Annotated in this window: 13 protein-coding genes; 8 read left to right on the forward strand and 5 right to left on the reverse strand. The window is 68.3% G+C overall.

Annotated elements, in window-relative coordinates:
- Positions 1 to 18 precede the first annotated feature (18 nt).
- Complete coding sequence (locus tag NVS89_RS16660) at positions 19 to 1,146, forward strand: CobW family GTP-binding protein (protein ID WP_258733896.1); 1,128 nt, start codon at positions 19 to 21, stop codon at positions 1,144 to 1,146.
- Between the two features lie 27 nt (positions 1,147 to 1,173).
- Here the strand turns inward: NVS89_RS16660 and NVS89_RS16665 are convergent, their stop codons facing one another.
- The 3 genes from NVS89_RS16665 to NVS89_RS16675 form a co-directional block, all read right to left on the reverse strand.
- Positions 1,174 to 1,812 carry a CAP domain-containing protein gene (locus tag NVS89_RS16665; RefSeq protein WP_258733897.1) on the reverse strand — a complete coding sequence of 213 codons (639 nt, stop codon included), beginning with the start codon at positions 1,810 to 1,812 and terminating at the stop codon, positions 1,174 to 1,176.
- Positions 1,813 to 2,201: 389 nt separating this feature from the next.
- Positions 2,202 to 2,873: a GNAT family N-acetyltransferase gene (locus NVS89_RS16670; protein ID WP_258733898.1), complete on the reverse strand. Its 672-nt coding sequence runs from the start codon at positions 2,871 to 2,873 to the stop codon at positions 2,202 to 2,204.
- Between the two features lie 234 nt (positions 2,874 to 3,107).
- Positions 3,108 to 3,962 (reverse strand): S1 family peptidase, encoded by an 855-nt coding sequence (locus NVS89_RS16675; RefSeq protein ID WP_258733899.1) that lies wholly within the window; start codon positions 3,960 to 3,962, stop codon positions 3,108 to 3,110.
- A 287-nt stretch (positions 3,963 to 4,249) separates the two neighbouring features.
- Between NVS89_RS16675 and zapE the strand changes: the two genes are divergently transcribed.
- The 7 genes from zapE (at position 4,250) to lpdA (ending at position 14,538) form a co-directional block, all read left to right on the forward strand.
- Positions 4,250 to 5,473, forward strand: a complete 1,224-nt coding sequence (gene zapE / locus NVS89_RS16680) for a cell division protein ZapE (RefSeq protein WP_258733900.1) — start codon at positions 4,250 to 4,252, stop codon at positions 5,471 to 5,473.
- A gap of 81 nt (positions 5,474 to 5,554) precedes the next feature.
- On the forward strand, positions 5,555 to 6,268 hold the full coding sequence (locus NVS89_RS16685) for a DUF1003 domain-containing protein (protein ID WP_258733901.1): 714 nt from the start codon (positions 5,555 to 5,557) through the stop codon (positions 6,266 to 6,268).
- Positions 6,269 to 6,520: 252 nt separating this feature from the next.
- A complete protein-coding gene (gene mdh / locus NVS89_RS16690; RefSeq protein WP_258733902.1) occupies positions 6,521 to 7,486 on the forward strand; it encodes a malate dehydrogenase in 966 nt (321 codons plus the stop codon).
- A gap of 461 nt (positions 7,487 to 7,947) precedes the next feature.
- Positions 7,948 to 8,553 carry an FkbM family methyltransferase gene (locus NVS89_RS16695; RefSeq protein ID WP_258733903.1) on the forward strand — a complete coding sequence of 202 codons (606 nt, stop codon included), beginning with the start codon at positions 7,948 to 7,950 and terminating at the stop codon, positions 8,551 to 8,553.
- A 218-nt stretch (positions 8,554 to 8,771) separates the two neighbouring features.
- Entirely contained in the window at positions 8,772 to 11,738 is a 2,967-nt protein-coding gene (locus tag NVS89_RS16700; protein ID WP_258733904.1) for a 2-oxoglutarate dehydrogenase E1 component, read from the forward strand.
- Positions 11,739 to 11,820: 82 nt separating this feature from the next.
- Entirely contained in the window at positions 11,821 to 13,074 is a 1,254-nt protein-coding gene (odhB, locus tag NVS89_RS16705) for a 2-oxoglutarate dehydrogenase complex dihydrolipoyllysine-residue succinyltransferase (protein ID WP_258733905.1), read from the forward strand.
- Between the two features lie 63 nt (positions 13,075 to 13,137).
- Positions 13,138 to 14,538 carry a dihydrolipoyl dehydrogenase gene (gene lpdA, locus NVS89_RS16710; protein ID WP_258733906.1) on the forward strand — a complete coding sequence of 467 codons (1,401 nt, stop codon included), beginning with the start codon at positions 13,138 to 13,140 and terminating at the stop codon, positions 14,536 to 14,538.
- A 110-nt stretch (positions 14,539 to 14,648) separates the two neighbouring features.
- Here lpdA and NVS89_RS16715 read toward each other — a convergent pair whose 3' ends face one another.
- On the reverse strand, positions 14,649 to 14,780 hold the full coding sequence (locus NVS89_RS16715; RefSeq protein WP_258733907.1) for a hypothetical protein: 132 nt from the start codon (positions 14,778 to 14,780) through the stop codon (positions 14,649 to 14,651).
- Between the two features lie 116 nt (positions 14,781 to 14,896).
- Entirely contained in the window at positions 14,897 to 15,331 is a 435-nt protein-coding gene (locus tag NVS89_RS16720) for a VOC family protein (protein ID WP_258733908.1), read from the reverse strand.
- Positions 15,332 to 15,336: the final 5 nt, after the last annotated feature.

Below are 15,336 nucleotides of genomic sequence, written 5' to 3' on the forward strand. Positions count from 1 at the left end.
ACGGAAGGAATCCCGACGATGACCGACATGCCGCGCCAGCCGCCGGAACCGATTCCGGTCACGCTGCTGACCGGGTTCCTGGGCGCCGGCAAGACCACCCTGCTCAACCGCTTGCTGAAGGAGCCGGGGCTCGCCGACGCCGCCGTGCTGATCAACGAATTCGGCGAGATCGGCCTCGACCATCTGCTGGTCCAGCATTTCGACGACGCCACCGTGCTGCTCGCCTCGGGCTGCCTGTGCTGCACCGTGCGCGGCGACCTCGTGGAGGGGCTGGAGCACCTGCTGCGCCGGATGGACAACGGCGCCATCCCGCCCTTCCGCCGCATCCTCATCGAGACCACCGGCCTCGCCGACCCGGCGCCGATCCTCCACGTGCTGATGATGCATCCCTATCTGGTGATGCGCTTCCGGCTCGACGGCGTCGTCACCGTGGTCGACGCGATCAATGGCGGCGCCACGCTGGACGAGCATCCCGAATCCGTGCGCCAGGTAGCGATCTCGGACCGGATCGTGCTCACCAAGACCGACCTCGTGACGACGCCCGAAGAGGCCGCGCAGCTCGACGATCTGCGGCGCCGGCTCCGCGCCCTCGCCCCCGCCGCGCCGGTGCTCGACGCCGCCCGCGGCGAGGCGACGCCGGCGGCGCTGCTCGATGCCGGGCTGTTCGATCCCTCGACCAAGATCCCCGACGTCGCGCGCTGGCTGGCCGACGAGGCGGTCGACGCGGCCGAGGCGGAGGCGCGCGGCCATGTCCACGACCCGAACCGGCACGACGACCGCATCCGCGCCTTCACCCTCGCCACCGAGGCGCCGGTGGCGGCGGCGGCGATCGACATGTTTCTGGAGCTGGTGCGCGGCACCCATGGCAGCAAGCTGTTGCGCCTCAAGGGCATCGTGAAGCTCGCCGAGGACCCGGACCGCCCGCTCGTCCTGCACGGCGTGCAGCACGTGCTGCATCCGCCGAGCCAGCTTCCCGGCTGGCCGGACGACGACCGCCGCACCCGGCTGGTGATGATCGTGCGCGACGTCGAGCCGGCGGTGATCCGGCGCCTGTTCGACGCCTTCATGGGGCTGCCGATGCCGGACCAGCCGGACGGCGCGGTGCTGGCCGACAACCCCTTGGCACCGGCGACGATGCGGCGCTGAGCGCCGCTCGCCGGCGGTCTTGCCGCGTTACTGCCCCGGCACCGGGGCGCCGTTGATGAGCACCTGGGTGTCGCCGCCGGTCGGAGCCGGAGCGCCCCCGCCCTGCTGGGCGGCAGCCTGCGCCGCGGCCTGCGCGGCCTCGACCTTCGGGTCGGGCACGCCGATCACCATCGCCCAGTAGACCGAGTACTTGCTGCGCGGCGCGCGCACCGCCGCGATGCCGAGCCGGGTCGCGCCCGGCATCAGCATGTTCTTGTTGTGCGAGGGGGAATCGCGCCAGCCCGAGAAGGCCTCGGCCAAAGTGTGATAGCCCGCGCCGACATTCTCCGCCGCCTTCAGCCCGGTGAACCCCGCCGCCTTGAGCCGCGTGGTGAGCGAGCGCCCGCCGATGTCATGGGAGAGCTTGTCGGCCGAGGCCATGGCCTTGGCCTGACGCTCGGCGACCGCCATCAGCGTCGGGTCGATGGTGACCGCCGGCAGCCCATGCCCCTTGCGGTAGTCGCTCAGCAGCGAGGCCGCCGCCTCGGGGTCGAGCGTGCCGCCCTTGGCGATGTTCGCATAGAAGGTGTCGTCGACCGGCACCATCTCCGGGCCGGAAGAACATCCCGCCAGAAGCAGGGCGAGGAGGGCGGCTCCGGCAAGGCGTTTGGCAAGGGGAGCGGGCATGAAAAGCTCTTATGGATCCGTGGGATCGTGAGGGAACGGAGCGGGAGCGGACGCGCGCATGGGACCCGGCCTCGTCGCCGGGCCGGGCGGTCCGCTCAGGACAGTGGAGAATGAAGGCGCAGCCGGAAGGCTACCGGCCATTCTAGCAGCCGGGGCCGCAGAGCCGGTGGTGCCCACATGCGACGCGCGCCGTTCCGCCGCGCCGGCGGGACAGGCGCGGTCGAGCCGTGGCCGGCCGACGTCGAAAGGAATGGGGCGCGGGACCATGATCGCAGGCGGCTCACATGCAGGAGCCCCCTGTCTCACGTGCGATCGCAGCCAAATCAAGGCAGAGCGCCGGCCCTTCACGGCTTTGACGCCGCAGCGTCACCAAGGGCCCGACGCGGAGCTCAGTTGCCGCGCAGCGAGGGCGGCAGCGAGCGTTCCTGCAGGTCGAAGGCCGACGAGAAGACCGAGAAGGTGTCGCCGATGAATTCGCGCAGGCGCGAGAACACGGTCGCATGCGGCGCCTTGAGGCGGCCGACGACCTCGTCCTCGTCGAGCGAGAAATCCGCCGCGCCATGCACCGCGAGGCGCTTCATCCGGCCATTGTTCGGCAGGAACACGACCTGCAGCTCCTCGATATCGCGGTTCTGCGCCAAGAGGACGAGCTGTTCCATCAGCGCCGAGCCGACGCCCTTGCCCTGCCAGTCCCGCTCGACGCTGAACGCCGCTTCGGCCGAGGTGGGCTTGCCCTCGCGCTTGGGAAGCGGATGGAGCTCGGCTACCGCGCGCAGCTCGCCATCGACGAAATAGCCGAGCGCCAGCGCGTCGCCGGTCATCACGCGGGTAGCGTGGCGGGCGAGCGCGGCATCGGAAATCACGCCGCCGAAGCGCATGAAGCGGCTGAGCGGGTCGAGCCGCAGGAAATGCTCGAGCAGCAGGTGGCGCTCAGCGGCAAGCAGCTTGCGTATATGGCCCCCGGCGAGCGCATGATGGCGCGCGGCACGGCCGGCCGCGGCCGTGGCAACGGCGGCAGGCGCAGCGTTCGTGGGCCCGGCGCTGTCGGACCTGGTGCTCATGGGCATCGTGGCGGACGTGACCATGTCGAATCTCTATGGTGATCTCACAAATCGCCGCTCGATATTGCGGCGCAGCATACATAGACGCGTCGCAACATATGACAACTTGTGCACCTGCATGGCTCGCATGCGCACATGACGAGCGATGCCAAAGCTGCGCCTCATTCGCCACCGTGGCAACACGCGCGAGGCGAAACGCCGCCGCCGCCCCGCGTGCAGGCGAGGAACCGCCCGTTACCGGTTGGCGCTGAGCTGCCGCCCGCGGTTCACGACCTCGGTCACGGCCTGGCGCAGGTCGCCATCGGCGGTGACGCCGAAATTGTAGTGCTGCATAGAAAATGGGCCGGCGGTGCCGGGGTGGGTCGAGCGGAAGCCGACATAGACCCCGAGGAAGTCGCCCTGCCGGTCGAGCAGCGCCGCACCCGACGCGCCGCCCTCCGCGTCGCAGTCGATCGCCACCTCGCGCATGCCCTCGCCCTCGGCGGTCACCTGGCGCGCCCGGCAGTCCTGCAGCGAGGGGTTCTCATGCGTGCCCCGCGCCGCCGCGGCGAGCACGATCGCGCCGGGGACCTTCATGGTCCGCGCGAGCCGATAGGGATGCGCGCCGGCGACCGGGGCCGCGAGCGGCGCCACCGCCCAGTCGCGGATCGCCGGAAACGCATAGGGCGAACGGCTGCCGCTGATCACGCCGTCGAGCCGCAGCTCAACTACCTGCCGCCGCCCGCCGGCATCGAGCGCAAACACGCAGGAGGAGGCGCGCGCCTTCCCGTCCGGCGCGAACAGCACATGGGCCGCCGTCACCACCACATTGTCCGCGCCGACGAGCTGGCCGGTGCCAACCGCGCCGCCGCAGCTCACGATGCCGGTGGCGCCGAAGCGCGTGGCGAGCTGCGCGGTGGAGAGCCGGTTGGCGCGCGCATAGTCGGCCGGCGTCAGCCGGTCGTCGCCGTCGATCATGATGGCCGAGGATGAAATGCTCACCGTCGCCGCGTTCTTGCGCTCGACGGCATGGCCGGTGACAGGCGCGATCAGCGCCACCATCACCGGAAAGAGCCCCCGCATGGTGCTGAAAAGACCGCCCCGCCGCATCCACACTCCGCCCGCATCTGAACGCGATCAGAGTGGCCGGACGAACCGGGCGAGGTCAAGGCAAGGAGAGGACAACGTGATGGCGAGCAAAAAGTTCCGGCGCCCGAGACACGAAAAAAAGGGACGGCGGCCGCCGGCATTGCATTCGGTCCTGATCGGGTCCACACGACCGCCCGACCGGCCGGCCGCCTTCCCGTAGGTGGCCGGCCGGCAAGGTGACCGGCCGGCGCTTGCCGCGCCGCACTGCGCCCGGTAAGCGTGCGCGGCACAGTTGGGAGTAGTCCGATATGGCGGACATCGCGCTGACGGCGGAAGCCGGCGGATCCGTGCTTGCGGCGCGCTACGTCGCGCGCATGGCGGCTGGCGACATCGCGCCCGATCCGGGCCAGGCCAAGATCGTGGCCGCGCTGGCCCAGCTCGAGCAGCGGATCGCCACGCGCCGGCTGGCGCGCAAATCCTCGGCGCTCGGCTGGCTGTTCGCCCGGCGCGAGGACACCATCCCGAAGGTGCGCGGGCTCTACATCCACGGCGCGGTCGGGCGCGGCAAGACGATGCTGGTCGACCTGTTCTACGAGAGCGTCGCGGTGCGCAAGCGCAAGCGCCGGGCCCACTTCCACGAATTCATGATCGACGTGCATGCGCGCATCCATCAGGTGCGCGGCGACATGAAATCGGGCCGGATCAAGGAGGGCGACCCGATCGCCATCGTCGCCGGCGCGCTCTACGAGGAAGCCTGGCTGCTGTGCTTCGACGAGTTCCACGTCACCGACATCGCCGACGCGATGATCCTCGGCCGGCTGTTCGAGAAGCTGTTCGACTTCGGCGTCGTCATCGTCGCGACCTCCAACGTCGCGCCACAGGACCTCTACAAGGGCGGCCTCAACCGCGCGCTCTTCCTGCCCTTCATCGCGATGATCGAGCAGCACATGGAGGTGGTGCAGATCGAATCGCCCACCGACTACCGCATGGAGAAGCTCGGCGGCGTGCGCACCTGGTACGTCGCCGGACCGCAGCAGAGCATGGCCGAGATCGACCATGAGATGGACATCATCTGGCGGCGCGTGGCCGGAACCGACGGCGGCGCGCCGGCGTCCATCACCTCGGCGGGGCGCACCATCCACGTGCCCCATGCCGGCGCCGGCGCGGCGCGCTTCAGCTTCGAGGATCTGTGCGGCAATCCGCTCGGCGCGGCCGACTATCTGCGCCTCGCCCGCGCCTATCACACCATCCTCATCGACCACATTCCCCAGCTCGACCAGGACCGGCGCAACGAGGCGAAGCGCTTCATCACGCTGATCGACGAGCTCTACGAGAAGGGCGTCAAGGTGGTCGCCTCCGCGGAGGCCGAGGCCGAGACGCTCTATACCGGCACCGAGGGGGCGGAGGCGTTCGAATGGGCGCGCACGGTCTCGCGCCTGCACGAGATGCGTTCCTCCGACTATATCGCCCGACCGCACGGGCGCGGCGATTCCGAGGCCAGCGGCAACGCCACGGGCCTCGTCGAAACCTGACGACGGGCTTGATCGCCGGCCCGCCGCCGTGAAATCTCCGTCACGAAAGTCAGTTAGGTCGATGACGACGGGCACGGCACGATGAACAGGAACAGACACAGCGAACACGTCGTGCACAAATGCGCCCTCACGGGGCGCATCCTGTCGCACCATGACGGCGTGAGGCTCGACCTGCTGCGCCCCGCGCTCGCCGACCATATCCGCTCGCTCCATCCCGAGCTGGCGCCGGACGCGATGATCTCGCGCGCCGCCCTCGCCAAGGAGCGCGCCGCCTATATCGCCGCCACGCTGCAGGCCGAGCGCGGCGACCTCAGCCAGCTCGACAACGACGTGATCGAGAGCCTGGCCAAGAACGACATCCTCACCGAGAACGTCGAGGAGGAGATCGACAGCAACCGCAGCTTCGGCGAGCGGGCGGCCGACACGATCGCCTCTTTCGGCGGGAGCTGGGTGTTCATCATCTCCTTCATGGTCTTCATCTCCGTGTGGATGATGGTGAACATGCTCGGCCTCGCCGGCATCTTCGACCCCTACCCCTTCATCCTGCTCAACCTCGTGCTCTCCTGCATCGCCGCGCTGCAGGCGCCGGTGATCATGATGAGCCAGAAGCGGCAGGAGGCGAAGGACCGGCTGCGCTCGGAGAACGACTACCGGGTGAACCTCAAGGCCGAGCTCGAGATCCGGCATCTGCACGAGAAGATCGACCACATGCTCACCCACCAGTGGGAGCGCCTCGCCGAGATCCAGGAGATTCAGATCGAGCTGATGGAAGACCTGGCGGCGCGCCGGCGCTAGGCGCTTGTGCGACCGGCATGCGAGACCCCACGCACAGGCTTATCTGCCATGTTCCATGCGCAGATCAGGGTGAATTGTACGTGCATTTACGTCTTTCCACGCCGTGTATTTGGTATGCCAAAGTAATGAGCGAAAAGTCTTACCCGACCCGTTAACATCGAGGCCCTTCATCGCTTGAACGCTCCGGCGATAAGGGCTATCCGATGCCCGCGCGGCAGTCCGCCGCACCTTTTCGAAACGTCAGGAAATCTCATGGCTCGAGCAAAGATTGCACTGATCGGGGCTGGCCAGATCGGCGGCACTCTGGCCCTTCTCGCGGGGCTCAAGGAACTCGGCGACGTCGTCCTGTTCGACGTGGCCGAAGGTATTCCTCAGGGCAAGAGCCTGGACATTGCCGAGGCCTCGCCGGTGCTGGGCTTCGACGCCAAGCTCGCGGGCACCAACAGCTATGAGGCGATCGAGGGCGCCGACGTCGTCATCGTCACCGCCGGCGTTCCGCGCAAGCCGGGCATGAGCCGCTCGGACCTTCTCGGCATCAATCTCAAGGTCATGGAGCAGGTCGGCGCGGGCATCGCCAAATACGCCCCCGACGCGTTCGTGATCTGCATCACCAACCCGCTCGACGCCATGGTGTGGGCGCTGCAGAAGGCCTCGGGCCTGCCGACCCACAAGGTCGTCGGCATGGCCGGCGTGCTGGACTCGGCCCGCTTCCGCTACTTCCTCGCCGACGAGTTCGACGTCTCGGTCGAGGACGTCACCGCCTTCGTGCTCGGCGGCCATGGCGACGACATGGTGCCGCTGGTGCGCTATTCCGGCGTCGCCGGCATCCCGCTGCCGGACCTCGTCTCCATGGGCTGGACCACGCAGGAACGCGTCGACGCCATCGTCGACCGCACCCGCAAGGGCGGCGGCGAGATCGTCAACCTGCTCAAGACCGGCTCGGCCTTCTACGCCCCGGCCGCCTCGGCCATCGAGATGGCGACCTCCTATCTGCGCGACAAGAAGCGCCTGCTTCCGGCGGCCGCCTTCCTCACCGGCGAGTACGGCGTGAAGGACCTCTATCTCGGCGTGCCGGTCATCATCGGCGCCAAGGGCATGGAGCGCGTGGTCGAGATCAGCCTCGACAAGGGCGAGCGGGCGATGCTCGACAAGTCGATCGCCTCCGTCCAGGAGCTGGTTTCGGAGTGTCAGAAGATCGCGCCCGACCTCGGTCATTAGGCCGGGAGGCGCCGCTCTCCCGGGACGGCAAGCCGCCCGGGCGAGCGCTCCCGGCAGGCAGGAACACCGCCATGACGCCGCCAGCTCAAGTGGGACCCGACATCGCAGGAGCGGCGCTCGCCGCGGCGAGCGCGGTGCCCGTGGCGGCCCATCTGGAGACCCAGGCGGGGGCCCTTGGCCGGCGCCGCCCTCGCAGGCGCCCGACACGGCGGACGGGAGCCTTCGGCGCTCCCCATCCGCGACCGGCGGGCGGGCGATCTGCGCGGCGTTTTTCCTGCGGGCGGCAGGTGCCGCGATTGGCTTGGTCCATGCATCATTCCGTAGGCGGCCCGCCTGCGGGAATGGTACAGGTGGGCGCTGACCAATCCGGGGGTGTCATCTCAATGCTGCGTTACCTGTTCCAGAAATTGCCCTTAGGCGCCTGGCAAAAAAAGCACCTCAAATACATATACTTCAGGAGCATGGCGGCTATCGGCCGCGATGCTTTCCCGGCGCTGTTCGATCTTGACCGCAAGATGCTGAACTATCTCCCGGGCAAGAACGGAACGTTCATCGAGGTGGGAGCGAACGACGGTATCTCTCAATCCAATACCTGGTATCTCGAAGCCTATCGGCAGTGGTCCGGCCTCCTGATCGAGCCGGTGCCGGAGCTGGCCGGCCTCGCCCGGCGCTTCCGCAAGGCGCCGGTGGCGAATGTCGCGCTCGGTCCGAAGGAAAGGGACGGCGACACGCTGGAGCTCAGCGTCTCCGACCTCACCACCACCGTGGCGAATGGCGAGAAGAAGCGCAGCCGCGCGACGGCGAGCAGCATCACGGTGCCGGTACGAGCGCTGTCGTCGCTGCTCACGGAGCACGGCATCGACAAGGTCGACTTCTTCTCGCTGGACGTGGAGGGCTTCGAGATCCCGGTGCTGCAGGGTCTGGACTTCGAGCGGCACAAGCCGCGCTACATCCTGGTCGAGACCGAGATGCTGCCGGAGGTCGAGGAGTATCTGAAGCCATGGTACAGGTTGAAGGACACGCTGACCTTTCACGACTACCTGTTCGAGGATCGCTCGATCGAGTGAACGGTCATAGTACTCGGCTCCCGCCGTCGGGAGCCGAGCGGCTTCGCTCAGCAACTATTGCATGTCTGGACAGCCATTTCGGGATGTAAGTCAATAAAGCGGACGGAACGCGAACGTGTGATGGTCGGTGCGCCGTTCGTATAAGCTATCGCTACCTTGGTTTTCGGCGCCCCATGGCGCATAAAACCCTGGCTCGACCGACCATCAGGGATAGACCCATGGCACGCGCGGACAGCAACGACGCCTTTCTCAACACCTCCTTCCTCTACGGCGCCAATGCGGGCTGGATCGAAGATCTCTACGCCCGCTACGAAGCCGACCCCACCTCGGTGGACGCCGAGTGGCAGGCTTTCTTCGCCGGGCTGAAGGACGCCCCAGCCGACGTCGAGAAGAGCGCCCGGGGCGCCTCCTGGAAGCGAGACAACTGGCCGATCCACGCCAATGGCGAGCTGGTCTCGGCCATGGACGGCAACTGGATCGAGGTCGAGAAGGCGGTCGGCGAGAAGGTCAGCGCGCGGGCCCAGAAGACCGGCGTCGAGCTCAGCTCCGCCGACGTGCAGCAGGCCACCCGCGATTCCGTCAAGGCGCTGATGATGATCCGCGCCTACCGCATGCGCGGCCACCTGCACGCCAAGCTGGACCCGCTCGGCCTCGAGCCCGAGCGCACCGCGCCCGAGCTCGACCCGGCCTCCTACGGCTTCCGCGAGGCCGACCTCGATCGGCCGATCTTCATCGACCACGTGCTGGGCATGGAGTTCGCCACCGTCCGCCAGATGGTCGCGATCCTCCAGCGCACCTACTGCCAGACGCTCGGCGTCGAGTTCATGCACATCTCCTCGCCCGAGGAGAAGGCGTGGATCCAGGAGCGCATCGAGGGCCCGGACAAGGAGATCAGCTTCACCCGCGAGGGCAAGCGCGCCATCCTCAACAAGCTGGTGGAGGCCGAGGGCTTCGAGAAGTTCCTCGACGTGCGCTACACCGGCACCAAGCGCTTCGGCCTCGACGGCGGCGAGAGCCTGATCCCGGCGCTGGAGCAGATCATCAAGCGCGGCGGCAATCTCGGCGTGAAGGAGGTCGTCTTCGGCATGGCCCATCGCGGCCGGCTCAACGTGCTGACCCAGGTGATGGGCAAGCCGCACCGCGCGCTGTTCCACGAGTTCAAGGGCGGCTCCTGGGCTCCCGACGAGGTCGAGGGCTCGGGCGACGTGAAGTACCACCTCGGCGCCTCCTCGGACCGCGAGTTCGACGGCAACCAGGTGCATCTGTCGCTGACCGCCAACCCCTCGCATCTGGAGATCGTCGACCCGGTGGTGCTCGGCAAGGCGCGCGCCAAGCAGGACCTGCTCGGCGACGCCGACCGCACCCAGGTGCTGCCGCTGCTGCTGCACGGCGACGCCGCCTTCGCCGGCCAGGGCGTGGTGGCCGAGTGCCTCGGCCTGTCCGGGCTGAAGGGGCACCGCACCGGCGGGTCGATCCACTTCATCATCAATAACCAGATCGGCTTCACCACCTATCCGCGCTTCTCGCGCTCCTCGCCCTACCCGTCCGACGTCGCCAAGACCATCGAGGCGCCGATCTTCCACGTGAACGGCGACGACCCGGAGGCCGTCACCTTCGCCGCCAAGATCGCCACCGAGTTCCGCCAGCTGTTCCACAAGCCGGTGGTGGTCGACATGTTCTGCTACCGCCGCTTCGGCCACAATGAGGGCGACGAGCCGGCCTTCACCCAGCCCTTGATGTACAAGGCGATCAAGCAGCACCCGACCACGCTCGAGATCTACTCGAAGAAGCTCGAGGCCGAGGGCGTGCTGGAGCCGGGCGAGATCGACACCATGCGCGCCGAGTGGCGTTCGCGGCTCGACGGCGAATACGACGCCGGGCAGGCCTACAAGCCCAACAAGGCGGACTGGCTCGACGGTCGCTGGGCCGGGCTCAAGGTGGCGGCCGACGCGGACGACCCGCGCCGCGGCGTCACCGGGGTCGAGCTCGACCTGCTGCGCGAGATCGGCGACAAGATCACCACCGTGCCGGAGGGCTTCCACGTCCACCGCACGATCCAGCGCTTCCTCGACTCCCGCCGCAAGGCGATCCTGCAGGACGGCGCCGGCATCGACTGGTCGACCGGCGAGGCGCTCGCCTTCAGCACCCTGCTGCTCGACGGCAACCCGGTGCGCCTGTCCGGCCAGGACAGCGAGCGCGGCACCTTCTCGCAGCGTCATTCGGTGCTGATCGACCAGGAGAACGAAGAGCGCTTCACCCCGATCAACCATCTGCGTGAGAACCAGGCCCGCTACGAGGTCATCAATTCGATGCTCTCGGAAGAGGCGGTGCTCGGCTTCGAGTACGGCTACTCGCTCTCCGAGCCCAACGCGCTGACCATGTGGGAAGCGCAGTTCGGCGACTTCGCCAACGGCGCGCAGGTGGTGTTCGACCAGTTCCTGTCCTCGGGCGAGCGCAAGTGGCTGCGCATGTCGGGCCTCGTGTGCCTGCTGCCGCACGGCTATGAGGGCCAGGGCCCCGAGCACTCCTCGGCCCGCCTCGAGCGCTATCTGCAGATGTGCGCCGAGGACAACATGCAGGTCGCCAACTGCACGACGCCGGCGAACTATTTCCACATCCTGCGGCGCCAGCTGAAGCGCGACTTCCGCAAGCCGCTGATCCTGATGACGCCGAAGAGCCTGCTGCGCCACAAGCGCGCCGTCTCGCGGCTGTCGGAGATGGGCGCGGGCACCTCGTTCCACCGCGTGCTGTGGGACGACGCTGACGCCTCCTCCGGCCACAAGGCGCCGGACGCGATCGACCTGAAGCCGGATAACGAGATCCGCCGCGTCGTGATGTGCACCGGCAAGGTCTATTACGACCTCTATGAGGAGCGCGAGCGGCTCGGCGCCGACGACATCTACCTGCTGCGGCTGGAGCAGCTGTTCCCGTTCCCGCTGAAGACGCTGGTTCAGGAGCTCTCCCGCTTCAAGCAGGCCGAGATCGTCTGGTGCCAGGAAGAGCCGAAGAACCAGGGTGCCTGGGCCTTCGTCCAGCCCTATCTGGAATGGGTGCTGGAGGCGGCCGGCTCGGCCTCGGCCCGTCCGCGCTACACCGGCCGTCCCGCCTCCGCGGCCACGGCGACCGGCCTGATGTCCAAGCATCTCGCCCAGCTCAAGGCGTTCCTCGCGGACGCCCTGGGCTGAGGCACCGGCGGGCGCGCCGGGAGTTTCGAGCATAGTCGAGGGATCGCCGGTCCCGGACCGGCACAGGAAGGAAGAAAGAGCAATGGCCACCGAGATCCGCGTTCCGACGCTGGGCGAATCGGTCACCGAGGCGACGATCGGCAAGTGGTTCAAGAAGGCCGGCGACGCCGTCACAGCCGACGAACCGCTGGTCGAGCTCGAAACCGACAAGGTGACGATCGAGGTTCCCGCTCCCGCGGCGGGTGTGCTCTCAGAGATCGTCGCCGCGGACGGCGAGACCGTCGAGGTCGGCGCCCTGCTCGGCTCCATCGGCGAGGGTGCCGGCGCCGCAGCACCCGCCAAGGCCGCGCCCGCGAAGGCGGAGGCTCCGAAGGCCGAGGCTTCCAAGGCCGAAGCCGCGAAGGCCGAGCCGGCGCCCAAGCCCGCTCCCGCCGCGCCGGCTGCGAGCGCACCGGCCGGCGCCAACGGCCCGGCGGTCGCCAAGATCGCCGCCGAGACCGGCCTCAACCCGGCCATGCTCGCCGGCTCCGGCAAGGATGGCCGCGTGACCAAGGGCGACATGCTGACCGCCCTCGCCTCCGCCCCCGCGCCGGCCGCGCCCGTGGTGGCCCGCGCGCCCTCGGCGCCGGACGACGCCTCCCGCGAAGAGCGGGTGAAGATGACCAAGCTGCGCCAGACCATCGCCCGCCGGCTGAAGGACGCGCAGAATACCGCCGCCATGCTCACCACCTTCAACGACGTCGACATGTCGGCGGTGATGAGCCTGCGCGCGCAGTACAAGGACGTGTTCGAGAAGAAGCACGGCGTGAAGCTGGGCTTCATGGGCTTCTTCACCAAGGCGGTGATCCAGGCCCTGAAGGACGTGCCGGAGGTGAACGCCGAGATCGACGGCACCGACCTCGTCTACAAGAACTACTACCACGTCGGCATCGCCGTCGGCACCGACAAGGGCCTCGTCGTTCCGGTGGTGCGCGACGCCGACCAGATGTCGATCGCCGGCATCGAGAAGGCCATCGCCGGCCTCGGCCGCAAGGCGCGCGACGGCAAGCTCGGCATCGAGGACATGCAGGGCGGCACCTTCACCATCACCAATGGCGGCATTTACGGCTCGCTGATGTCGACGCCGATCCTCAACGCGCCGCAGTCGGGCATTCTCGGCATGCACCGCATCGAGGAGCGCCCGGTCGTGGTGAAGGGCCAGATCGTCGCCCGCCCGATGATGTATCTGGCGCTGAGCTACGATCACCGCATCGTCGACGGCAAGGGCGCCGTCACCTTCCTCGTCCGCGTCAAGGAAGCGCTGGAGGATCCGACCCGCCTCGTGCTGGACCTGTGATCGCCGGCCGCCTCACCGCGCGAGCGGCCGGCCGATCGGCCGCTCCCCTCAACAGGTAGAACAATGTCCTACGACCTGATCGTCATCGGCACCGGCCCCGGCGGCTATGTGTGCGCCATCCGTGCCGCCCAGCTCGGCCTCAAGGTCGCCGTGGTCGAGAAGCGCGCCACCTTCGGCGGCACCTGCCTGAACATCGGCTGCATCCCTTCCAAGGCGCTGCTGCACGCCTCCCATCTGTTCGAGGAGGCCGGCCACGGCTTCGCCAAGATGGGCATCAGCGTGGGTACGCCCAAGCTCGACCTCCCCAGCCTGCTCGGCTTCAAGGACCAGGCGGTGGAAGGCAACACCAAGGGTGTCGCCTTCCTGATGAAGAAGAACAAGATCGACACCTATCACGGCACCGCTATCGTCCCGACGGCCGGCAAGGTCGACGTCGCGATGGCCGACGGCACGTTCCAGTCGCTCGAGACCAAGGCGATCGTCCTCGCCACCGGCTCGGACGTGGCGAAGCTGCCCGGCATCGAGATCGACGAGAAGCGCGTCGTCTCCTCCACCGGCGCGATCGCGCTGGAGAAGGTGCCCGGCAAGCTGGTGGTGGTCGGCGCCGGCGTCATCGGGCTGGAGCTCGGCAGCGTGTGGCGGCGGCTCGGCGCCGAGGTGACGGTGGTCGAGTTCCTCGACCGCATCTTGCCCGGCATGGACCTCGACGTCGCCAAGTCGTTCCAGCGCATCCTCCAGAAGCAGGGCATCGGCTTCAAGCTCGCCTCCAAGGTCACCGGCGTCGAGACCAAGGGCAAGGCGCTCAAGGTCTCGGTCGAGCCTGCCGCCGGCGGCGATGCCGAGGTGCTGGACGCCGACGTGGTGCTCGTCGCCATCGGCCGCGTGCCCTACACGGAAGGGCTGGGGCTGGAGGCGCTCGGCGTCGAGACCGACAAGCGCGGGCGCATCGTCACCGACATGTATTTCCGCACCAACGTCCCCGGCATCTTCGCCATCGGCGACGTGATCGCCGGCCCCATGCTCGCCCACAAGGCCGAGGAAGAGGGCGTGGCGGTCGCCGAGCTGCTGGCGGGCCAAGCGGGCCATGTGAACTACGGCGTCATCCCCGCCGTGGTCTACACCTCGCCGGAGGTCGCCTCGGTCGGCCGGTCGGAGGAGGAGCTGAAGGCCGAGGGCATCGCCTACAAGGTCGGCAAGTTCCCCTTCCTCGCCAATGGCCGCGCCAAGGCGAACGACGAAACCGACGGCTTCGTGAAGGTGCTGGCGGACGCGACCACCGACAAGGTGCTCGGCGTCCACATCATTGGCGTCGAGGCCGGCGAGATGATCCACGAGGCGGCGGTGCTGATGGAGTTCGGCGGCTCGTCCGAGGACCTCGCCCGCACCTGCCACGCCCACCCCACCCGCTCCGAGGCGGTGAAGGAAGCGGCGATGGCGGTGGAGAATCGCGCCATCCACATGTGAGCGCGCGAACACCCGCCTTCGGATACAGAACGGCCCGGAAGTCGCCTTCCGGGCCGTTTGCCTGTCCGTAGCTGGGAGAACAATCGAAGAGGTCCGGTCGAAAGCTCGGCTCAGGATCCCTTGGTGTCGGTCTGCACCGGCGGCGCCGAGGCCGTATGGCCCGGCGAGCAATCGGCGAAGGCCGCGCCGGTCGCGGCGACAGTGAGCGCAAGCGCGCAGAACACGGTAGCGATACGCTTCATCAGGCACTCTCCTCTCGGTCGGGGGTTCCGATGGGGAAAGTGTCGCGCAGTCCGGCCGGGCTGAAAAGAGCGGCAGGGGTGCGCGAGTGCCTCAATAGGCGGCAGGAACCGCCTCCTCACGCACCCGTGTAGGTGACGGCCTCGATCTTCCAGCCGTCGGGATCGAACAGGAAGGCGGCATAATACCCCTCGCCATAATGCGGGCGCAGGCCCGGCGCTCCCTCGTCGCGCCCGCCGGCGAGCAGGCCGGCCGCATGGAACGCGCGCACGGCGTCGCGATCCGGCGCCATGAAGCACAGATGGAAGCCCGGCACCGGAACGATGGCCTCGCTGCGGTGCTGGATCCAGAACGGCGCGGCGCCGGGCGTACCCTCGGGCGAAGGCAGTTCGCCGGCCGGTCCCCAACACGCGGATTCCCCCTCCGGCTCGGGATGCGACATCACCCGCACCAGGCCGAGCGGCGCCAGCACGGCGTCGTAGAAGGCGAGCGAGCGCTCATAGTTCGAGACGCCGATCGACATGTGCTCGATCACGGGACGGATGGGCTGCATCGTCT

The sequence above is a fragment of the Ancylobacter mangrovi genome, assembly GCF_024752355.1.
GTDB lineage: Bacteria > Pseudomonadota > Alphaproteobacteria > Rhizobiales > Xanthobacteraceae > Ancylobacter > Ancylobacter mangrovi.